Genomic DNA, 21,012 nt, shown 5'->3' on the forward strand with positions numbered 1-21,012 from the left:
GATGATTAAGCAATACCTGCAAGTCACTAAACCAGGAATTATTTTCGGCAATTTAATTTCTGTCGTTGGGGGATTCCTGCTCGCTTCCAAAGGGAGCATCGACTATCCCCTGTTTCTCGCCACCCTGGTGGGTGTCTCGTTGGTGGTCGCGTCGGGCTGTGTGTTTAACAACTACATCGACCGCGATATCGACAAGAAAATGGAGAGAACGAAGAATCGGGTGCTGGTAAAAGGCCTGATCGCGCCGAGTGTCACCCTGGTTTATGCGACCGTGTTGGGTATTGCGGGCTTCGCGTTGCTGTATATCGCGGCCAACCCGCTGGCCATGTGGCTGGCGGTGATGGGCTTCGTGGTTTATGTCGGCGTTTACAGCCTGTACATGAAACGCCATTCGGTCTACGGCACGCTGATCGGCAGCTTGTCGGGCGCCGCGCCGCCGGTTATCGGCTACTGCGCGGTGACCAACGAGTTCGACGCCGGCGCGTTGATCCTGCTGGCTATCTTTAGCCTGTGGCAGATGCCGCATTCTTATGCGATCGCTATCTTCCGCTTTAAAGATTACCAGGCGGCCAACATTCCGGTGCTGCCGGTGGTGAAAGGCATTTCCGTCGCCAAGAACCACATCACGGTCTACATCCTGGCATTTATGATCGCCACGCTGATGCTGACCCTGGTGGGCTACGCCGGCTACAAATACCTGATCGTCGCTGCGGCGGTGAGCGTATGGTGGCTGGGCATGGCGCTGCGCGGTTATAAAACCGAAAACGACAGCGTCTGGGCGCGCAAACTGTTCGTGTTCTCCATCGTCGCCATCACCTCGCTGAGCGTGATGATGTCGATCGACTTCAGCGCCACGGCGGCGCCTGAAGCGCTGGTGACCTACGTTTGGTAAGCCAAATCATCTGTGAATGGGCCGCTTTTGCGGCCCATTTTATTTGTCACGCCGAAAAGCGGCCAAACTGTAATATCTGTTAAACAACATTCGATTTACCCCCCCCTGCCCCGCACACTAAAATGACGCAGCTTTACAGAAATCATGCCATCAGGCGCTGTCTCAACGTCTGATGGCATGGTTTTTACCGAGGTTTGATGTGAACGATAATTCAATGACCCCGCAGGAGCGTCGCGCCACCTGGGGATTGGGCACCGTATTTTCCCTGCGCATGCTCGGCATGTTTATGGTATTGCCGGTGCTGACCACCTACGGCATGGCGCTCAACGGCGCCAGCGAAGCGCTGATCGGCATCGCCATCGGCATCTACGGCCTGGCGCAGGCGGTGTTTCAGATCCCGTTCGGCCTGGTGTCCGATCGCATCGGCCGTAAGCCGCTGATCGTCGGCGGCCTGCTGATCTTTGCCCTCGGCAGCGTGATCGCCGCCGTCACTGACTCTATCTGGGGCGTGATCCTCGGCCGCGCGTTGCAGGGCTCCGGCGCGATCGCCGCCGCAGTAATGGCGCTGCTCTCCGATCTGACCCGCGAGCAGAACCGCACCAAAGCGATGGCGTTCATCGGCGTCAGCTTCGGCATCACCTTCGCCATCGCCATGGTTCTGGGCCCCATAATCACTCACGCCTTCGGCCTGCACGCGCTGTTCTGGATGATCGCCGTGCTGGCGCTGGCCGGCATCGTCATCACCCTGGCGGTAGTGCCTTCCGCCGATACCCATCTGCTGAACCGCGAGTCCAGCATCGTGCGCGGCAGTTTCCGCAAAGTGCTGAGCAACTCGCGCCTGCTGAAGCTCAACTTCGGCATCATGTGTCTGCATATCCTGCTGATGTCGAGCTTCGTGGCGCTGCCGCTGGCGATGGAGAAAGCCGGGCTGGCGGCCAGCGAACACTGGATCGTCTACCTGGTGACCATGCTGGTGTCGTTCGCCGCCGTGGTGCCTTTCATCATCTATGCCGAAAAATATCGCCGCATGAAGCAGGTGTTTATGGGCTGCGTGGCGGTGCTGTTTTGCGCCGAAGTGCTGCTGTGGCTCTCCGGCGCACACCTGTGGGGCATCATCGCCGGCGTGCAGCTGTTCTTCATGGCCTTCAACGTGATGGAAGCCATTCTGCCTTCGCTGATCAGCAAAGAATCACCGGCCGGCTATAAGGGCACCGCGATGGGGGTCTACTCCACCAGCCAGTTTATCGGCGTAGCGATCGGCGGCAGCCTCGGCGGCTGGCTGTACGGTTTGCAGGGGGCAGGCCTGGTGTTTATCGCCGGCGCGGTATTGGCCGCCGTTTGGTTCCTGGTCAGCAGCACCATGAAAGAGCCGCCGTATGTCAGCAGCCTGCGCATTACGCTGTCGGAACTGGCGGTGAAGGATTCGGCGCTGGAAAGCCGCCTGAAGGCGCAGCCCGGCGTGGCCGAGGCGATCGTGGTACCGGAAGAGCGCAGCGCCTACGTCAAGGTGGATACCAAGCAGACCAATCGCGGTCAGTTGGAAGCGCTGGTCAATTCGCTGTAAAGAATCGGGGCCGGCAATACCGGCCCCGTCGAGATTAATCGCGGAAGTTCTTGAACTGGAACGGCTGGCCCAGATCGCCGCCGCGCACCAGCGCCATCACGCTCTGCAAATCGTCGCGTGACTTGCCGGTCACCCGCACTTCTTCGCCCTGGATCTGCGCCTGCACCTTCAGCTTGCTGTCTTTGATCAGCTTGACGATTTTCTTCGCTACAGAGGTTTCAATCCCCTGCTTCAGCTTGGCTTCCACGCTGTAGGTTTTACCGCTGTGGGTAAACTCTTCCGGGATCTCCAGCGCGGCGCCGTCGATGCTGCGCTTGCTCAGCTTTTCGCGCAGAATGTCGAGCAGCTGCTGCACCTGGAAATCAGACTCGGTGGCAACCTTGATGCTTTGGTTTTTCTCGTTTAGCTCAAAGCTGGCCGGCACGTTGCGAAAATCCCAGCGGGTGCCGAGATCGCGGGTGGCGTTCTCAACGGCGTTACGCACTTCCTGCATATCAATTTCGGAAACGATGTCGAAAGATGGCATACTTCTTCCTCCTGAATGAGTGCCTAATAGCTTAGGCGATTTTGATGCCGAGCATGATAACCGCTTTGCCGCCTCAGACAAAATCTGCTGAACGCACGCAGGGATAGCGCTTCAGGCTGCCATAAAGCCTATAGTTAGATCACGGTAATTGAGCGGTATTCCCGTGTTTCCAAGGAGACTGAATGAAAATAACCATTCTTGGTTGCGGCGCGCTCGGACAACTGTGGCTCTCCCGGCTGTATCAGCAGGGCCACGATGTACAGGGATGGCTAAGAGTGCCGCAGCCTTTTTGCGCCGTGAACGTGATAGAGCCGGAAGGCGTCTCGTTTAATCGCAATTTGCCCACCAACGATCCTGAGCACCTCGCGCAGAGCGAGCTGCTGCTGGTGACGCTGAAAGCCTGGCAGGTCTCCAGCGCGGTCAGTGCGCTGCTGCCGAAGCTGAACCCTCAGTGCGCCATTTTGCTGTTGCATAACGGCATGGGTACCCAGGAGGAGCTGCCGCAAAACGGCCAGCCCATCCTGCAGGGCACCACCACCCACGCCGCGCGCCACGAAGGCAGCACCATTATTCACGTCGCCACCGGCATCACCCACATCGGTCCCACCTCACCGGCCGCCCAGCATCTCAGCCACCTGGCGGAAGTGCTGCATCAGGCGCTGCCCGACGTCGCCTGGCACAACAACATCGCCTCGGCCAACTGGCGCAAGCTGGCGGTCAACTGCGTGATCAACCCGCTGACGGCGCTGTACGGCTGCCGCAACGGCGATCTGCAGCGCTACCCGGAGCAGATCGAAGCGCTGTGTCGTGAAGTCGCCAGCGTGATGGCCATGGAGGGTTACCACACCTCCTGCGAAGGTCTGATGCAATACGTGATGGACGTGATCCACAGCACCGCCGACAACGTTTCGTCGATGCTGCAGGATATCCGCAGCCAGCGGCATACCGAGATCGACTACATCACCGGCTACCTGCTGCGCCGTGCGCGCAGTCACGGCCTCACGCTGCCGGAGAATGCGCGGCTGTTTGAATTGATTAAACGAAAGGAAAATGAATATGAGCGTATCGGCGCTGGTTTGCCTGGCACCTGGTAGCGAAGAAACCGAAGCCGTCACCACCATCGATCTGCTGGTGCGGGCGGGCGTTAAAGTCACTACCGCCAGCGTCGCCGGTGACGGCGAGCTGACTATCGTTTGTTCGCGCGGCGTCAAGCTGCTGGCCGACGCGCCGCTGGTGGCGATCGTCGATGAGCCTTTCGACGCCATCGTGCTGCCCGGCGGCCTGCAGGGGGCGGAATGCTTCCGCGACAGTCCGCTGCTGGTGGAAAAAGTGCGGCAGATGCATCTGCAGGGCCACATCGTCGCCGCCATCTGTGCGGCGCCGGCGCTGGTGCTGCAGCACCACGATCTGTTCCCGGTCGGCAACATGACCGGCTTCCCGGGCCTGAAAGACCAGATACCGGCGGATAAATGGATGGAACGCCGCGTGGTGTACGACGCGCGCGTCAAGCTGCTCACCAGCCAGGGGCCGGGCACCGCGATGGAGTTCGCGCTGAAGCTGATCGATCTGCTGCTCGGCAAGGCCAAAGCGGCGGAGATCGCCGCGCAGCTGGTGCTGATCCCCGGGATGTACGATTTCCGCGACTGAGCGGCTTGCCGATAAAAAAAGGGCTGAACACCGGTTCAGCCCCTCTCGTTTACGCCGCTGCCCGCGTTACGGGCGATAAACCTTCACGTTGCTGAAGCCCTGCTCCAGCAGGTACAGCGCCTGCAGGCGGCTCATTACGCCGCGCTCGCAGTACAGCAGATAGGTTTTGCTCTGATCCAGATCGCCGAACTGGGTGCTCAGCTTGTAGAACGGCAGCGCTTTCACTTCAACCTGTTCCAGCTGCAACGGCTTCTCTTCCTGCTCGTCGTTGGAACGGATATCCAGGATCACCTCGTCGGCGCCGAAGGCCGCGACGGTTTCCACTTCTGTCACCTGCTCCTGCGCCTGCTCGGCGATGGAGCGAATATCGACGTTCTTCGCCTCGCTCACCACCCGATCGAGGATGCTGAAATCGAAGTGGCTTTCTTCCTCTTCAATCTTGGCCTTGACGGCTTTTACCGTCGGGCTCTTCGAAATCACGCCGCAGTATTCCGGCATGGTTTTGGCGAAGTCCTCGGTGCCGATTTCACGCGCCAGTTTGATGATGTGCTCTTTATCGTGCGAGATCAGCGGACGCAGGATCAGCGTATCGGACGCATTGTCGATCAAGCGCAGGTTGGTCAGCGTCTGGCTGGACACCTGCCCCAGCGCTTCACCGGTTACCAGCGCCTGCACGCCGTAGCGTTCGGCCACTTGCGAAGCGGCGCGCACCATCATGCGCTTGAGCACCACGCCCATCTGGCCGTCGTCGACTTTCTCCAGGATCTCGCCCACCACCGGTTCGAAGTCGATGGCGACGAAGCGCACCTTGTGCGAGCTGGCGAAGCGGTTCCACAGGTAGTGCGCCACCTGCTTCACGCCAATCTCATGCGCGGCGCCGCCCAGGTTGAAGAAGCAGAAGTGCACGCGGCAGCCGCGGCGCATCAGCATATAGCTGGACACGCCCGAGTCGAAACCGCCGGAAATCAGCGACATCACGTCTTCCTGAGTGCCGACCGGGTAACCGCCAATGCCTTCGAGGCGGCGTTTAACCAGCATCAGCTTGTCGTCTTCGATCTCGAGGTTTACCGTGACCTGCGGGCGGGTCAGGTTAACGCGCGCGCTGTCGATATGCTGGTTCAGACCGCCGCCGACGTAGCGCTCCACGTCCTGCGAGTTGAACGCCTGCTTGCCGCGGCGCTTGACGCGCACGCAGAAGGTTTTGCCTTCCAGCTGGGCGCGGTAGGCTTCCAGCGTCTGCTCGAAGATGTGGTGGATATCGGTATAAGCGCGATCTTCCACTTCCAGAATATGGTGGATGCCGGGAATCCGCGTCAGCGCGTCGGCGATAACCGGCCGCTGGTTTTCATCTTTGGCGCGAACTTCGATATGATCCCAGTGACGGACGACCGCCAGCGTTTCATCATACTGCTTCAGGACGTTGCGAATATTGGTCGAGAGAATCTTGATAAAGCGCAAGCGCACAGATTGGCTCTTGATGGTGATTTCCGGGAACAATTTAATGATAAACTTCATGGCGGTCTTTGTTGTCAGATAAGAATTACGGCGCGGAGTATATCACCATATCGCCGTGCTCTGCGCACAAAACCACACATGAGCGCCATGATTTGCTAATCAAGATCCGCTAGGATAGGCTCTGGCGCCACGGTTCACATGATGACGTAAAAAGAAAATTATGCCGAAAAAACCAGCACAATCAGCCAGTACAGAGCAAACAGCCAGCTTTGAAAGCGCCCTCGGCGAGCTCGAAAGCATCGTGACGCGTCTGGAATCAGGCGAACTGCCGCTGGAAGACGCGCTGAACGAATTCGAACGCGGCGTGCAGCTGGCGCGTCAAGGCCAGCAGAAACTGCAACAGGCGGAACAGCGTGTGCAGATCCTCCTTAACGACAGCGCCGACGACGCGGCGTTGGCGCCTTTCACACCGGATACCGAGTAACCGACATGTCTGAGATCGTCCCATCGGCCGCTTTTGCCGATCAACTGCAGATTTTCCGCCGGCGCGCCGATCGCGCGCTGCTGGATTTCATCGCCCCGCTGCCGTTCAACGACGGCAACATGGTGGCGGCGATGCGTCATGGCGCCTTACTGGGCGGCAAGCGCCTGCGCCCGTTCCTGGTGTACACCACCGGCCAGATGTTCGGCGTATCGCTGACCAACCTGGACGCGCCGGCGGCGGCGGTGGAATGCATTCACGCCTACTCGCTGATCCACGACGATCTGCCGGCGATGGACGACGACGATCTGCGCCGCGGCCAGCCGACCTGCCACATTAAATTCGGCGAAGCCAACGCGATCCTGGCCGGCGATGCGCTGCAAACGCTGGCGTTTTCGATCCTGGCCGATGCCGAGATGCCCGACGTGGCGCTGCGCGATCGGCTGGCGATGGTCTCGGAACTGGCGGCAGCCAGCGGCGTCGCCGGCATGTGCGGCGGCCAATCGCTGGATCTGGAAGCCGAAGGCAAGCGCGTCGATCTGCAGGCGCTGGAGCAGATCCACCGCCACAAAACCGGTGCGCTGATCCGCGCCGCGGTGCGTCTGGGCGCGCTGAGCGCCGGCGAAGCAGGACGAGCAGCGCTGCCGCAGCTGGATCGTTACGCCGCCGCGGTCGGCCTGGCGTTCCAGGTGCAGGATGACATTTTGGACGTTGTCGGCGAGACTGAAAAGATCGGCAAGCGCCAGGGAGCGGACCAACAACACGGAAAGAGTACCTACCCGGCGTTACTCGGGCTTGACAGCGCGAAAGCAAAAGCGTGGGATCTCTATCAGGAAGCATTAGCTGCATTAGATACTTTGGCAGCGCAATCTTACAACACAGCGCCATTGCGAGCGTTAGCCAGCTTCATTATTGAACGCGACAATTAACGTGTGACGTTAACTCCTCTGATATGAGTATCGAATGAGTCTTGATATAGCCAAATACCCAACCCTGGCGCTAGCGGAAAACCCCGAGGAACTCCGCTCACTGCCCAAAGAGAGCTTGCCGAAGCTGTGCGATGAGCTGCGGCAATATCTGCTGAACAGCGTCAGTCGCTCCAGCGGCCACTTTGCCTCCGGGCTGGGTACCGTCGAACTGACGGTGGCGTTGCATTTCGTCTACAACACGCCGTTCGATCATCTGGTGTGGGACGTCGGCCACCAGGCCTACCCGCACAAAATCCTGACCGGCCGCCGCGACCGGATCGCCACTATCCGGCAAAAGAACGGCTTGCACCCCTTCCCGTGGCGCGCCGAAAGCGAATACGACGTGCTGTCGGTCGGCCATTCGTCAACCTCTATCAGCGCCGGCCTCGGCATGGCGGTGGCGGCAGAGCGTGAAGGCAAAGGCCGCCGCACGGTGTGCGTGATCGGCGACGGCGCCATCACCGCCGGCATGGCGTTCGAAGCGATGAACCACGCCGGCGACATCAACCCGGACATGCTGGTGGTGCTGAACGACAACGAGATGTCGATCTCGGAAAACGTCGGCGCGCTGAACAACCATCTGGCGCAGCTGCTGTCCGGCAAGCTTTACTCCACCCTGCGCGAAGGCGGCAAGAAAGTGCTGGCCGGCGTGCCGCCGATCAAGGAGCTGGTGAAACGCACCGAAGAGCACCTGAAAGGCATGGTGGTGCCGGGTACGCTGTTCGAAGAGCTGGGCTTCAACTACATCGGCCCGGTAGACGGGCACGACGTACAGGGCCTGGTCGCCACGTTGAAAAACATGCGCGATCTGAAAGGCCCGCAGCTGTTGCACATCATGACCAAGAAAGGCCGCGGTTACGCGCCAGCGGAGAAGGATCCGATCAGCTTCCACGCGGTGCCGAAGTTCGATCCCGCCAGCGGCACGCTGCCGAAAAGCGCCGGCGGTCTGCCGACCTATTCGAAAATCTTCGGCGACTGGCTGTGTGAAACCGCCGCCAAAGACAGCTCACTGATGGCGATCACGCCGGCGATGCGCGAAGGCTCCGGCATGGTGCAATTCTCTCGCGACTATCCGCAGCAATATTTCGATGTGGCGATCGCCGAGCAGCACGCGGTCACCTTCGCCGCCGGGCTGGCGATCGGCGGCTACAAGCCGGTGGTGGCGATCTATTCCACCTTCCTGCAACGCGCCTACGATCAGCTGATCCATGACGTGGCGATCCAAAACCTGCCGGTGATGTTCGCCATCGATCGCGGCGGCATCGTCGGCGCCGACGGCCAAACCCATCAGGGGGCGTTCGATCTGTCGTTCATGCGCTGCATCCCGACCATGGTGATCATGACGCCGAGCGACGAAAACGAATGCCGCCAGATGCTGTATACCGGCTATCACTATAACGACGGCCCGAGCGCCGTGCGCTATCCGCGCGGCACCGGCACCGGCGCTGCGCTGGAGCCGCTCAGCCTGCTGCCGATCGGCAAAGGCGTGGTGCGCCGCCAGGGGGAAAAGATCGCCATTCTCAACTTCGGCACCCTGCTGCCGGAGGCCGCAGCGGCGGCGGAAGCGCTCAACGCCACGCTGGTCGACATGCGCTTCGTCAAACCGCTGGACGAGCAGCTGGTGCTCGAACTGGCCGCCAGCCATGAAACGCTGGTCACGCTGGAAGAGAACGCCATCATGGGCGGCGCCGGCAGCGGCGTCAACGAACTGCTGATGGCCAAACGCCGTCCGGTGCCGGTGCTGAACCTCGGCCTGCCGGACAGCTTCGTCTCGCAGGGCACCCAGGAAGAACTGCGTGCCGATCTGGGGCTGGACGCCGCCGGCATTCAGCGCCAAATCGAAACCTGGCTGGCGCAGTAATCGCCACTCGCGCCTGATAAAACGCCTCCGCCTTCGGGGGCGTTTTCATTTCCGCCCTCCGGGATCCGCGCTACAGTTACTGTCTGAGCTGTGAATGGGAGGCAAGCATGAAGTATCTCAAACTGGGTAACACCGATCTGAACGTCTCGCGCATCTGCCTGGGTTGCATGACCTACGGCGAACCGAGCCGCGGCAATCACGCCTGGACGCTGCCGGAAGAAAGTAGCCGCCCACTGTTGAAACAGGCGCTGGAAGCCGGCATCAACTTTTTCGACACCGCCAACAGCTATTCCGACGGCAGCAGCGAGGAGATCCTCGGCCGGGCGCTGCGCGACTATGCACGCCGCGAGGAGGTGGTGATCGCCACCAAGGTCTATTTCCCGCTGAGCAACCTGGAGCGCGGTTTGTCGCGCGCCAAGATCATGCAGTCCATCGACGACAGCCTGCGCCGTCTCGGCACCGACTATGTCGATTTGCTGCAAATCCATCGCTGGGATTACGAAACGCCGCTGGAAGAGACGCTGGAAGCGCTGCACGACGTGGTGAAAGCCGGTAAGGCGCGTTACATCGGCGCCTCTTCCATGTACGCCTGGCAGTTCGCCAAGGCGCTGTATACCGCCGATCTGCACGGCTGGACGCGCTTCGTCAGCATGCAGGATCAATACAACCTGATCCAGCGCGAAGAAGAGCGCGAGATGCACCCGCTGTGCGCCGCCGAAGGCATCGCCGTGCTGCCGTGGAGCCCGCTGGCGCGCGGCCGCCTGACCCGCCCCTGGGGCGAAACCACCGCCCGCCTGGTCTCGGACCAGTTCGGCAAGAGCCTGTACGATGAAACCGAAGGCATCGACGCCATTATCGCCGAGCGCGTCGCCAGCCTCGCGGAGGAACGCGGCGTGCCACGCGCGCAGATCGCGCTGGCCTGGCTGCTGAACAAGCCGGCGGTCAGCGCGCCGATCGTTGGCGCGTCACGCAGCGAGCAGTTGGACGACGCCATTGCCGCGGTCGATTTGAGTTTGTCGCCGCAAGAGGTGGCGGAGTTGGAAACGGCTTACGTGCCGCATCGGGCAACGGGGTTTGAATAAGAGAAGCGGGCGCGAAGAACCGCGCCCGGCTGTCAGAACAGCCCGATCGGCCAGTGGTGCCCAATCAGGTAGATGATGCCCGCAGACAGCACGCCGGCGATGATATCGTCGACCATGATGCCCATGCCGCCATGCACGTTGCGGTCAAACCAGCGGATCGGCCACGGCTTCCACATATCCAGAATGCGGAAGATGACGAAACCGGCGGCGACCCAGCGCCAATCGTTGACCGGCAGCGCCATTAGCGTGATCCACATGCCGACAAACTCATCCCAGACGATGCTGCCGTGATCGTGCACCTTCATGTCTTTTGCCGTGCGGTGGCAAATATAGACGCCGATGCAAATGCTGAACATCACCGTCAGCGAGTAGAGCTGCCACGGCAGTTGGATCAGCAGCAGCCAGAACGGGATCGCCGCCAGCGATCCCATGGTGCCCGGCATCACCGGCGACAAACCGCTGCCGAAACCGGTGGCCAGCAGGTGCCACGGATTGCTCATCCGCAGCCGACGCTTGGCTTCATCCATGGGTGCCCGGCTCCGCGTTGAAATGATCGAACCCGGCCCAGTCCAGCACCACCGCCTCGTCGTTGCGGTAATAGCGAATGCCTTCAGACAGCGGACCAATTTGGCCGATGCAGGTGTAGTCGGCGCCGAGGTGGCTCAGCGCCACTTCCAACGCGCCGCGGTTGATTTCCGGCACGGTGAAGCACAGCTCGTAATCTTCGCCGCCCGCCAGCGCCCAACGCAGCGCCTGCTCGGCATCCGCGTGGCTGCTCAGCTCCTGCGACATCGGCAGCTCGTCCAGCACGATGCGTGCCCCGCAGTCGCTGGCCTTCAGGATGTGTTTCAGATCGGAGATCAGGCCGTCGGAGATGTCGATCGCCGAGCTGGCCAGGTCACGCAGCGCCTGCCCCTGCAACACCCGCGGCTGCGGGCGCAGATGGCGAGCGATCAGGTAATCGCGCGCCGCCGTATCCGTCACCGCCAGACGCTCCTGCAGGATCGCCAGACCGGCGGCGCTGTCGCCCAGCGTGCCGGTCACGTAGATCCAGTCGCCGATGCGCGCACCGCTGCGGGTCAGCGCCCGGCCGGCCGGGATCAGCCCCTGAATGGTCAAGGTCATGCTCAGCGGGCCGCGCGTGGTATCACCGCCGATCAGCTGCATGCCGTAATAGTTGAGCTGATCAAACAGGCTGTCGCTGAAGGCCTTCAGCCAGGGCTCGTTCACCTCCGGCAGGGTCAGGGCCAGCGAGAGCCACGCCGGATCGGCGCCCATCGCCGCCAGATCGCTCAGATTGACCGCCAGCGCCTTGTAACCGAGATCGGCCGGATCGATGTCCGGCAAGAAGTGCACGCCCGCCACCAACGTATCGGTACTGACGGCCACCAGCTGTTTTTCCGGCACTGCCAGCAGTGCGCAGTCATCTCCAATGCCCAACTGTACATCCCGGCGCACGCGCTTAAACCGGTCAAAATAGCGGGCAATGAGGTCAAATTCGCCGCATGCCATATCGATATTCCACGAGAAGAAATTAAGGCCGGGGATACCGGCCTTAATGTTTTACTTTTTCTTGCGAAGGGTTGGCGCCACTTTATCCAGCACCCCGTTCACAAACTTGTGGCTGTCTTCCGCGCCGAAGGTTTTCGCCAGTTCGATCGCTTCGTTGATCGCCACCTTGTAAGGGACATCCTCGCGCATTTTCAGTTCAAACAGCGCGACGCGCAGCACTGCGCGCTCCACCTGGCCCAGCTCTTCGAGCTGACGCGACAGGTATGGCGCCATCAGTTCGTCCAGCATACCTGCATTCACTGCCGCGCCGGACAGCAACTCGCGAAAATAGGCGACGTCAACATCTTTGACATCCTGCTCCGTCAGGAACTGGTGTTCAACATCGGCAAGGTCGTTTTTAGACAACTGCCAAGAGTAAAGCGCTTGAACAGCGCACTCACGAGCACGGCGACGAGCAGCAGGTTTCACGGAATTCCCCTTAACTAAATTCAGGCTTTAATAGCTTTGATAACATTAATCATTTCAAGTGCGGTCAGCGCAGCTTCAGCGCCTTTGTTGCCCGCTTTGGTGCCGGCGCGTTCGATCGCCTGTTCGATGCTTTCGGTGGTCAGCACGCCAAAGGCAACCGGGATTTCGGCATTCATCGCAACGTTGCCGATGCCGGAGCTGGCTTCGCCCGCCACATATTCGAAGTGCGCGGTGCCCCCACGGATAACGGTGCCCAGCGCGATAACCGCGTCGTATTTGCCGGTTTTGGCCAATACGCTCGCCGTCAACGGCAGCTCGTAAGCGCCCGGGACCCAGACAACGGTGATGTTGTCGTCAGCAACCTGACCAATGCGTTTCAGCGCGTCGATGGCGCCTTCCAGCAGGCTGTCGTTGATGAAATTGTTAAAACGTGCAATTGCGATCGCCACACGGGCATTTGGAGTAGCAACAACACCTTCGATAACTTTCATGGGCTTTCCTTAAAAATGGGTTCAATACCCCGCAGGGGGGCGGATTCTATCATATTCTTTCATCGCCTGCGCGGCGCTTTTGTAAAACCGGCGCGCAGGCGCGAGATTCAGTGTTTCGCCCGCAGGCGCAAACGCAAATCGGGGCCGACCTGGCGCACGTCGCTAAAGACGAATTCCGGCGCGTCGGCCAACCGCTCCAGGCCCGGCAGGTGGCACAGGCCACGGCCATTATCGCCCAACAGTTTCGGCGCGATGTACAAAATGAGCTCATCCACCAGGCCGGCCTGCAGCAGCGCGCCGGCCAGCGATGCGCCCGCCTCCACCCAGATTGAATTCACCTGGCGCTTGGCCAACAGCATCATCATCACCACCAGATCGACGCCGCCGCCGTGCGCCGGGCAGATAAACTGCTCAACGTCTTGCGGCCAGGCCTGTTCATCCGCCTGCAGGCGCGCCAGCCAGGTGGCGCCCGGCTGCTGCACCACGCGGTGCTGCGGGGTAATGCGGTTTTGGCTGTCGAGCAGGATGCGCAGCGGCTGACGCAGATTTTCGCGCGGATAGAGGCGCTGGGTCTCGGCATCCAACTCATCCCAACGCACCGTCAGCGACGGATCGTCCGCCAGCACGGTGGCGCTGGTGCTGAGAATCGCGGCGCTCTGCGCGCGCAGGCGCTGCACGTCCTGACGCGCTTCGGGTGAGGTGATCCACTGGCTCTCGCCGGAGGCCATCGCCGTGCGCCCGTCCAGCGACGCGCCCAGCTTCAGTTGCACGTAGGGGAAACCGGTGCGCATGCGTTTGAGGAAGCCCAGGTTGACCGCTTCGGCTTCGGCCAGCATCAGGCCATGACGCACCTCGACGCCGGCCTGCTGCAGCTTGTACAGCCCGCGCCCCGCCACCTGCGGATTGGGATCTTGCATCGCCGCGACCACTCGCGTTACGCCGGCGGCCACCAGCGCATCGGCGCAGGGCGGCGTGCGGCCGTGATGGCTGCACGGCTCGAGCGTGACATAGGCGGTGGCGCCACGCGCCTTGTCGCCCGCCATACGCAGCGCGTGCACTTCCGCGTGCGGCTCGCCGGCGCGCAAGTGATAGCCTTCACCGACAATTTCGCCGTCGCGCACGATAACGCAGCCGACGTTCGGATTGGGCGCGGTGGTGAAACGCCCCAGGCGCGCCAGTTCGAAGGCGCGCGCCATGTAAAATTCGTCGTGATGCATGAAAGATCCTTTAGTCTTGCAGGCGGGCAATCTCTTCGCCGAACTCGCGCACGTCCTCGAAGCTGCGGTACACCGACGCAAAGCGAATGTAGGCCACCTTATCCAGCTTTTTCAACGCGTCCATCACCAGGTTACCCACCAGTTTGGTCGGCACTTCGCGTTCGCCGGTGGCGCGCAGTTGGGATTTGATATGGTTAAGGGCGTTTTCCACGTCGTCCGAGCTGACCGGGCGCTTCTCCAGCGCTTTCAGCATGCCGCGACGCAGCTTGTCTTCGTTGAACGGCTCGCGCACCTCATCGCTTTTAATCACTCGCGGCATCACCAACTCGGCCACCTCGAAGGTGGTGAAGCGTTCATTGCACACCAGACACTGGCGGCGGCGGCGCACTTGCGAACCGTCCCCCACCAGGCGGGAATCAATGACTTTGGTATCAACGGCGGCGCAGAAAGGGCAATGCATAACACGTCCTGATAAACGTTTTTATAGATAAATGCAGTTTACCCCGAAGTGCAGCCACAACAAAGGGCGGCGGCCATTTGTTGCGACACGCAGCCGGGAAGCGGCGCCGATATGACTTTCCCCTCCGGGCGGACTAAGCTGATAACAGGAGATTCAGCATAGGAAATCGCCGTCATGACAACCTGTTACCCCAAAATCGCCCTGCTCGCCGCCGCCGTGTTGCTGGCAGGCTGCGCGCACAACCCCGCCGTCCCTCAACTGCGCCATCAGGTCGCCGCGCTGAACCAGAAAGTGAGCGTGCTGACCGATCAAACCACCGCGCTGGAGCGGCAAAATCTGCTCAATCAGCACTCCGACAACGGCGTCTACCTGCTGCCGGCGGCCCGAAGCGCCGCCCGTTTGCAGAGCGGCATCGGCGAGCTGAGCGTTTCGCTGAGCCACATCAAGAGCGAAGCCAACGGCACGCAGGCGCAGCTGCATGTGCGCACCCTCTCACAGGCCACGCTGCCGCCGTTCAACGCGGTGGTGGAGTGGGGCCAACTGGACGACGCCACCGGGCGGCCGTTGACCGCCGAGGCGCTGTCGCAACCGATCGTCAGCGCCGACTCCCTGCTGCCGAAACCCGGCCAGGACTTTGAGCTGCGCTTCAGCGGCCTGACGCCGGAACAGCTGGGCTATATCCGTCTGCACAGTCTGGTTTCGACCGCCCAACCGGCGGTGGTGCAGCAACACTGAAAACTCGAGGCAAAAAAAAGGAGCGCCGGCGGCGCTCCTTCTCATTTCGCTGAATACTGCGGCGGTTAAGGCAGAATCGAAGGCTGATCCGCGCCCTCTTTTTCCACTTTTTGCTGCAGCATGTGCTCGCGTTTCATCCCCAGTTTCAACGCCAGCGCGGACGCGACGTAGATGGAGGAGACGGTACCGATCGACACGCCGATCAACATCGCCAGCGAGAAGCCTTGCAGCATCGCGCCACCGAAGATGTACAGCATCAGCACCACCATCAGGGTAGTACCGGAAGTCATCAGCGTACGGCTCAGCGTCTGGGTCAACGACACGTTCATGATCTCGTAAGGCGTGCCGCGGCGGATCTTGCGGAAGTTCTCACGAATACGGTCGGATACCACGATACTGTCGTTCAGCGAGTAACCGATAACCGACATCAGGGACGCGACGATGGTCAGGTCAATCTCGATATGGAACAGCGACAGCACGCCGAGTGTAATGATCACGTCGTGCGCCAGCGCGATAACCGCCCCCAGCGCCAGGCGCCATTCGAAGCGGAAACCGACGTAGATCAGGATACAGATCAACGCCACCAGCAGCGCCATGCCGCCGGTTTGCGCCAGTTCGCTGCCCACGCTCGGGCCGACGAACTCGATACGCTTCACGGTGGCGTTTTTATCCACCGAGTCGTTGATCACGCCGATCACCTTGTTGCCCAGTTCCTGGCCTGCGGTGCCGGTCGCCGGTGGCATGCGCACCATCACGTCGCGGCTGCTGCCGAAGTTCTGGATGATCGGATCCTGGAACCCGGCCTTCTCCAGCGTATCGCGCATCAGGTCGAGGTTAGCCGGCTTCTCCAGGTTGATTTCAATCACCGTACCGCCGGTGAAATCCAGACCCCAGTTAAAGCCACGCACCGACATGGTGACGATCGACGCGACCAACAGCAGCAACGAGATGCCGAAGGCCAAATAGTCCCAGCGCATAAAGTCGTAGACTTTACGGCCGTAGTTGAGTTGCTCAACAGTATAATCCTGTGCCACAACGCACTCCTCAGATAGACAGCTTGTTAATGCGTTTGCCGCCGTAAAGCAGGTTGACGATGGCACGGGTACCGACAATCGCGGTGAACATGGACGTCGCCACACCGATAGCGGTGGTGATCGCAAAGCCTTTGATCGAACCGGTGCCCACTGCGTACAGGATGACCGCGGTGATCAGGGTGGTGATGTTGGCGTCGACGATACTGGAGAACGCGCCTTTATAGCCCTCATGGATCGCCTGCTGAACGGACCGGCCGTTCTTCAGCTCCTCCTTGATACGTTCGTTAATCAGTACGTTGGCGTCGACCGCCACCGCCAGCGTCAACACGATCCCGGCAATGCCCGGCATGGTCAGCGTCGCCCCCGGCAACAGGGACATCACGCCGACGATCAGCACCAGGTTGGCGACCAGCGCCGTGGTGGCGATCACGCCGAACTTACGGTACCAGACCACCATGAAGACGATGGACGCCACCAGGCCCCACAGACAGGCTTCCAGACCTTGGGTGATGTTCTGCTGACCCAGGGTTGGACCGATGGTGCGCTCTTCGACGATCTGAATCGGCGCGATCAGCGCACCCGCACGCAGCAGCAGCGAAAGCTGACGCGCTTCGTTCGGGTTGCCGATGCCGGTGATGCGGAAGCTGTTGCCCAGACGCGACTGAATGTTCGCCACGTTGATCACTTCTTCCTGTTTCACCAGCACCGCACGGCCGTTGGCGTCTTTCTTGCCGCTGTCCTTATACTCCACGAACAGGGTCGCCATCGGCTTGCCGATGTTGTCCTTGGTGAAGTTGGACATCGACGTGCCGCCGGCGCTGTCCAGCGAGATGTTAACCTGCGGCTGGTTGTATTCGTCGGTGCTCGAAGTGGAGTCGGTGATGTGGTCACCGGTCAGGATCACGCGCTTGTACAGCACGATCGGCTGGCCGTCACGGGTGTATTTCACCTCGGAGTCGCCCGGCACGCGGCCGTTGGCCGCCGCAGTGGCGTCCGCATTGGTGTTCACCAGACGGAACTCCAGGGTCGCGGTGGCGCCCAGAATTTCTTTGGCGCGCGCGGTGTCCTGAATGCCCGGCAGCTCAACCACGATGCGGTCGGCGCCCTGGCGCTGCACCAGCGGTTCGGCGACGCCGAGCTGGTTGACGCGGTTACGCAGGATAGTGATGTTCTGCTGTACGGCGTATTCGCGCGCTTCGCTCAGACGGGCGTCCGTCAGGTTGGCTTTCATGGTGTTGGCGCCGTTGGCGGACAGCACCAGATCGCGCTGACGCGGGCCGATGTAGCTGATGGCCTGGTCACGGGCCGCATCGTCGCGGAAGCGAACTTCCACGCCGTTGTTGTCCAGCTTGCGGATAGACGCGTAAGGAATGCCCTTCTCACGCAACTCGCTGCGCAGGGTATCCATGGTCTGTTCCTGCAGCTTGCTCAACGCGGTGTCCATGTCCACTTCCATCAGGAAGTGCACGCCGCCGCGCAGGTCCAGGCCGAGTTTCATCGGCTCTGCGCCCAGCATGGCCAGCCAGGTCGGCGTGGCCGGCGCCAGGTTCAGCGCCACGACGAATTTGTCACCCAGCTCGGTCACCAGCGCTTCGCGGGCGCGCAGCTGAACGTCAGGATCTTTAAAGCGAGCCAGGATGGCGCCATTTTCCAGCGCAATCGACTTGCTCGCGATGTTGTCTTTTTCTAATACGGTACGGACCTGGTCCAGCGTAGTTTCACTGGCGGCGACGCCGCGCGCGCCAGTGATTTGTACGGCCGGATCCTCACCGTAGATGTTGGGAAGCGCATAAAGCAGACCGACGAGGATCACGACGATCAACATCAGATACTTCCACAAAGGATAACGGTTTAGCACGGCAATTCCCTTCGGGAAAAAAGATTACAGGGCCTTCATGGTACCTTTCGGCAGAACGGCCGCCACGAAGTCACGCTTGATCATCACTTCCGTGGTGTCGTTCAGCGCGATGGCGATGATGCCGGTGTCGGCCACTTTGGTCACGCGACCGATCAGGCCGCCGGTGGTCAGCACTTCGTCGCCTTTACCGATGGAGTCCATCAGCTTCTTGTGATCTTTCGCGCGTTTCTGCTGTGGGCGCAGGATCATGAAGTAGAAGATCAGGCCGAACACCACCAGCATAATGATCAGAGAGTACGGGCTTCCCTGAGCCGGAGCCCCTGCGGATGCGACGGCGTCAGAAATGAAAAAGCTCATTGAAATTCCCTCATTAAGTTATCAATTATTAGATCAAGCGTTTAAAGGCGGAATCGGCTTGCCGATCCGACCATAGAAATCCGCAACAAACTGCTCTAATTTACCCTCTTCGATAGCCTGGCGTAAACCCGCCATCAGGCGCTGGTAGTGACGCAGGTTATGAATCGTGTTCAGTCGAGCACCCAATATTTCGTTGCAACGGTCGAGATGGTGCAAGTAGGCGCGGCTGTAATGGCGACACGTGTAGCAATCACAGTCCTTATCCAGCGGAGAAGTATCATCCTTGTGCTTGGCATTACGGATTTTTACCACACCGTCAGTCACGAACAAATGGCCGTTGCGGGCGTTGCGGGTCGGCATGACGCAATCGAACATGTCGATGCCGCGGCGCACGCCTTCCACCAAATCTTCCGGCTTGCCGACGCCCATCAAATAGCGTGGCTTATCTTCCGGAATTTGCGGGCAAACGTGTTCAAGAATGCGATGCATATCCTCTTTCGGCTCGCCTACAGCCAAGCCGCCCACAGCGTACCCGTCAAAGCCGATATCCACCAGCCCTTTGACGGAAACATCACGTAAATCTTCGTAAACGCCGCCCTGAATGATACCGAACAGCGCATTTTTATTTTCCAGCTCGTCGAAACGCTTGCGGCTGCGCTCCGCCCAGCGCAGCGACATTTCCATCGAACGCTTGGCGTAGTCCCAGTCGGCCGGGTATGGCGTGCATTCGTCGAAGATCATCACGATGTCGGAGCCCAGGTCATACTGGATTTCCATCGATTTTTCCGGGCTCAGGAACACCTTGTCGCCGTTGATCGGGTTGCGGAAGTACACGCCTTCCTCTTTGATCTTGCGCATCGCCCCCAGGCTGAACACCTGGAAACCGCCGGAGTCGGTGAGGATCGGGCCCGGCCACTGCATGAAATCGTGCAGATCGCCGTGCAGCTTCATGATCTCCTGGCCAGGGCGCAGCCACAGGTGGAAGGTGTTGCCCAGCAGGATCTGCGCGCCGGTTTCTTTCACTTCTTCCGGCGTCATGCCCTTGACCGTGCCGTAGGTGCCGACCGGCATAAAGGCCGGGGTTTCCACCACGCCGCGGTCGAAAATCAGGCGGCCGCGGCGAGCGCGGCCATCGGTAGTTTGTAGTTCGTACTTCACAAAGCCTCCAGCATCAGAGAAACAGTCTGATGTCGTTGAAACGGGGCCGCGCCGTGCGCGCAGCCCGGGAATTTAGCCGCCGACGGACTCGTTTTCCGCCTGCGGATTACGGCTGATGAACATCGCATCGCCGTAGCTGAAAAAGCGATACTGCTCGGCCACCGCCTGCTGATAGGCGTTCATGGTATTTTTATAGCCGGCGAAGGCCGACACCAGCATGATCAGGGTGGATTCCGGCAGGTGGAAGTTGGTCACCAGCGCGTCGATCACCTGGTAGTGATAGCCCGGATAGATAAAGATGCTGGTGTCGCCGAAGAACGGCGCAATCAGCGCCTCTTTGCTGGCCGCCGCGGCGCTTTCCAGCGAACGCACCGAGGTGGTACCCACAGCCACCACGCGCTTGCCGCGCGCTTTGCAGGCCAGCACCGCATCCACGACCTCCTGCGGCACCTCGGCGTATTCGGCGTGCATCACGTGATCTTCGATGGTTTCCACGCGCACCGGCTGGAAGGTGCCGGCGCCGACGTGCAGCGTCACGAACGCCATTTCCACGCCCTTGGCGCGCAGCGCCGCCAACAGCGGTTCGTCGAAGTGCAGGCCGGCGGTCGGCGCGGCGACCGCGCCCGGCTTCTCGCTGTAGACCGTCTGATACAGCTCGCGGTCCGCGTCTTCATCCGGGCGAGCGATATACGGCGGCAGCGGCATATGGCCGGCGGCGTTGAGGATAGTGAACACGTCGCGCTCGTCGTTGAAGCGCAGCTCGAACAGCGTCTCGTGGCGCGCCACCATGGTGGCGGCGATGCTCTCGTCATCCCCCAGCAGCAGCTCGGCACCCGGCTTCGGCGCTTTCGACGCGCGCACGTGCGCCAGCACGCGATGGTCGTCCAGCACGCGCTCCACCAGCACTTCAATCTTGCCGCCGCTGACCTTGCGGCCGAACATGCGCGCCGGGATCACGCGGGTATTGTTGAACACCAGCAGATCGCCGGCTTCCAGCTTGTCCAGCAGATCGGTGAATACGCCGTGCGTCAGCGCCCCGCTCGGCCCGTCCAGCTGCAGCAGGCGGCATGCGCTGCGCTCGGCCTGGGGATAGTGGGCAATCAGGGATTCGGGAAGTTCAAACGAAAAATCAGCGACGCGCATGGGTATTCACTTCTTCAATTTAAGACTGGTTGGTAAAAAACAGGCGGCCTAGTCTAAAGCCGGGGGCGGTCAGCGGCAAGAAATAAGGAGGATTTGCCTGACT

The 21,012-nt window shown here is 60.7% G+C and carries 22 protein-coding genes; 9 read left to right on the plus strand and 13 right to left on the minus strand.

Going from position 1 to position 21,012, the window contains the following annotated elements; translation table 11 throughout:
* The first annotated feature begins 1 nt into the window (after position 1).
* Positions 2-892 carry a heme o synthase gene (gene cyoE, locus L085_RS23295; RefSeq protein WP_015376842.1) on the plus strand — a complete coding sequence of 297 codons (891 nt, stop codon included), beginning with the start codon at positions 2-4 and terminating at the stop codon, positions 890-892.
* Positions 893-1,091: 199 nt separating this feature from the next.
* Positions 1,092-2,456, plus strand: a complete 1,365-nt coding sequence (locus L085_RS23300) for an MFS transporter (RefSeq protein ID WP_028128216.1) — start codon at positions 1,092-1,094, stop codon at positions 2,454-2,456.
* A 34-nt stretch (positions 2,457-2,490) separates the two neighbouring features.
* Here L085_RS23300 and L085_RS23305 read toward each other — a convergent pair whose 3' ends face one another.
* Entirely contained in the window at positions 2,491-2,982 is a 492-nt protein-coding gene (locus L085_RS23305; protein WP_004940373.1) for a YajQ family cyclic di-GMP-binding protein, read from the minus strand.
* Between the two features lie 182 nt (positions 2,983-3,164).
* On the opposite strand from L085_RS23305, the gene panE reads away from it, so the two are divergent.
* Together panE and yajL are read left to right on the plus strand one after the other, a co-directional pair.
* A complete protein-coding gene (gene panE, locus L085_RS23310) occupies positions 3,165-4,076 on the plus strand; it encodes a 2-dehydropantoate 2-reductase (protein ID WP_044031835.1) in 912 nt (303 codons plus the stop codon).
* Complete coding sequence (yajL, locus tag L085_RS23315; RefSeq protein ID WP_044031836.1) at positions 4,039-4,629, plus strand: protein deglycase YajL; 591 nt, start codon at positions 4,039-4,041, stop codon at positions 4,627-4,629. Before panE ends, yajL begins: the two co-directional genes overlap by 38 nt.
* A gap of 66 nt (positions 4,630-4,695) precedes the next feature.
* On the opposite strand, the gene thiI is transcribed toward yajL, so the two are convergent.
* On the minus strand, positions 4,696-6,144 hold the full coding sequence (thiI, locus tag L085_RS23320) for a tRNA uracil 4-sulfurtransferase ThiI (RefSeq protein WP_033642063.1): 1,449 nt from the start codon (positions 6,142-6,144) through the stop codon (positions 4,696-4,698).
* Positions 6,145-6,304: 160 nt separating this feature from the next.
* Here thiI and xseB point away from each other — a divergent pair, with 160 nt between their 5' ends.
* The 4 genes from xseB (at position 6,305) to L085_RS23340 (ending at position 10,476) form a co-directional block, all read left to right on the plus strand.
* Complete coding sequence (xseB, locus tag L085_RS23325; RefSeq protein ID WP_033642062.1) at positions 6,305-6,568, plus strand: exodeoxyribonuclease VII small subunit; 264 nt, start codon at positions 6,305-6,307, stop codon at positions 6,566-6,568.
* Between the two features lie 5 nt (positions 6,569-6,573).
* Complete coding sequence (gene ispA, locus L085_RS23330; RefSeq protein WP_033651083.1) at positions 6,574-7,494, plus strand: (2E,6E)-farnesyl diphosphate synthase; 921 nt, start codon at positions 6,574-6,576, stop codon at positions 7,492-7,494.
* Between the two features lie 34 nt (positions 7,495-7,528).
* A complete protein-coding gene (gene dxs, locus L085_RS23335) occupies positions 7,529-9,394 on the plus strand; it encodes a 1-deoxy-D-xylulose-5-phosphate synthase (protein WP_033642060.1) in 1,866 nt (621 codons plus the stop codon).
* Between the two features lie 107 nt (positions 9,395-9,501).
* Positions 9,502-10,476: an aldo/keto reductase gene (locus L085_RS23340; RefSeq protein WP_044031837.1), complete on the plus strand. Its 975-nt coding sequence runs from the start codon at positions 9,502-9,504 to the stop codon at positions 10,474-10,476.
* Between the two features lie 32 nt (positions 10,477-10,508).
* Here L085_RS23340 and pgpA read toward each other — a convergent pair whose 3' ends face one another.
* From pgpA to nrdR, 6 genes are all read right to left on the minus strand, one after another.
* On the minus strand, positions 10,509-11,003 hold the full coding sequence (pgpA, locus tag L085_RS23345) for a phosphatidylglycerophosphatase A (protein ID WP_033634010.1): 495 nt from the start codon (positions 11,001-11,003) through the stop codon (positions 10,509-10,511).
* The gene (thiL, locus tag L085_RS23350; RefSeq protein WP_044031838.1) at positions 10,996-11,988 is read right to left on the minus strand and encodes a thiamine-phosphate kinase; all 993 of its coding nucleotides are present in this window, start codon (positions 11,986-11,988) and stop codon (positions 10,996-10,998) included. The genes pgpA and thiL overlap by 8 nt, the downstream gene beginning before the upstream one ends.
* A gap of 51 nt (positions 11,989-12,039) precedes the next feature.
* Positions 12,040-12,456, minus strand: coding sequence for a transcription antitermination factor NusB (nusB, locus tag L085_RS23355; RefSeq protein WP_004940384.1), 417 nt, complete (start codon positions 12,454-12,456; stop codon positions 12,040-12,042).
* A gap of 20 nt (positions 12,457-12,476) precedes the next feature.
* Positions 12,477-12,947, minus strand: a complete 471-nt coding sequence (gene ribE, locus L085_RS23360) for a 6,7-dimethyl-8-ribityllumazine synthase (RefSeq protein ID WP_004940385.1) — start codon at positions 12,945-12,947, stop codon at positions 12,477-12,479.
* A 107-nt stretch (positions 12,948-13,054) separates the two neighbouring features.
* Positions 13,055-14,164: a bifunctional diaminohydroxyphosphoribosylaminopyrimidine deaminase/5-amino-6-(5-phosphoribosylamino)uracil reductase RibD gene (gene ribD, locus L085_RS23365; protein WP_021504683.1), complete on the minus strand. Its 1,110-nt coding sequence runs from the start codon at positions 14,162-14,164 to the stop codon at positions 13,055-13,057.
* Positions 14,165-14,174: 10 nt separating this feature from the next.
* A complete protein-coding gene (gene nrdR, locus L085_RS23370) occupies positions 14,175-14,624 on the minus strand; it encodes a transcriptional regulator NrdR (RefSeq protein ID WP_004940387.1) in 450 nt (149 codons plus the stop codon).
* A gap of 174 nt (positions 14,625-14,798) precedes the next feature.
* On the opposite strand from nrdR, the gene L085_RS23375 reads away from it, so the two are divergent.
* Positions 14,799-15,359 (plus strand): DUF3251 domain-containing protein, encoded by a 561-nt coding sequence (locus L085_RS23375; RefSeq protein WP_044031839.1) that lies wholly within the window; start codon positions 14,799-14,801, stop codon positions 15,357-15,359.
* A 65-nt stretch (positions 15,360-15,424) separates the two neighbouring features.
* On the opposite strand, the gene secF is transcribed toward L085_RS23375, so the two are convergent.
* From secF to queA, 5 genes are all read right to left on the minus strand, one after another.
* Positions 15,425-16,393, minus strand: a complete 969-nt coding sequence (secF, locus tag L085_RS23380; protein ID WP_004940389.1) for a protein translocase subunit SecF — start codon at positions 16,391-16,393, stop codon at positions 15,425-15,427.
* Between the two features lie 10 nt (positions 16,394-16,403).
* A complete protein-coding gene (gene secD / locus L085_RS23385) occupies positions 16,404-18,251 on the minus strand; it encodes a protein translocase subunit SecD (RefSeq protein ID WP_004940390.1) in 1,848 nt (615 codons plus the stop codon).
* A 24-nt stretch (positions 18,252-18,275) separates the two neighbouring features.
* Positions 18,276-18,608: a preprotein translocase subunit YajC gene (gene yajC / locus L085_RS23390; protein ID WP_004940391.1), complete on the minus strand. Its 333-nt coding sequence runs from the start codon at positions 18,606-18,608 to the stop codon at positions 18,276-18,278.
* A gap of 33 nt (positions 18,609-18,641) precedes the next feature.
* Positions 18,642-19,766 carry a tRNA guanosine(34) transglycosylase Tgt gene (gene tgt / locus L085_RS23395; protein WP_004940392.1) on the minus strand — a complete coding sequence of 375 codons (1,125 nt, stop codon included), beginning with the start codon at positions 19,764-19,766 and terminating at the stop codon, positions 18,642-18,644.
* Between the two features lie 72 nt (positions 19,767-19,838).
* Positions 19,839-20,909, minus strand: coding sequence for a tRNA preQ1(34) S-adenosylmethionine ribosyltransferase-isomerase QueA (queA, locus tag L085_RS23400; protein WP_004940394.1), 1,071 nt, complete (start codon positions 20,907-20,909; stop codon positions 19,839-19,841).
* Positions 20,910-21,012 lie beyond the last annotated feature (103 nt).

The organism is Serratia sp. FS14, assembly GCF_000695995.1.
Taxonomy (GTDB): domain Bacteria; phylum Pseudomonadota; class Gammaproteobacteria; order Enterobacterales; family Enterobacteriaceae; genus Serratia; species Serratia nematodiphila.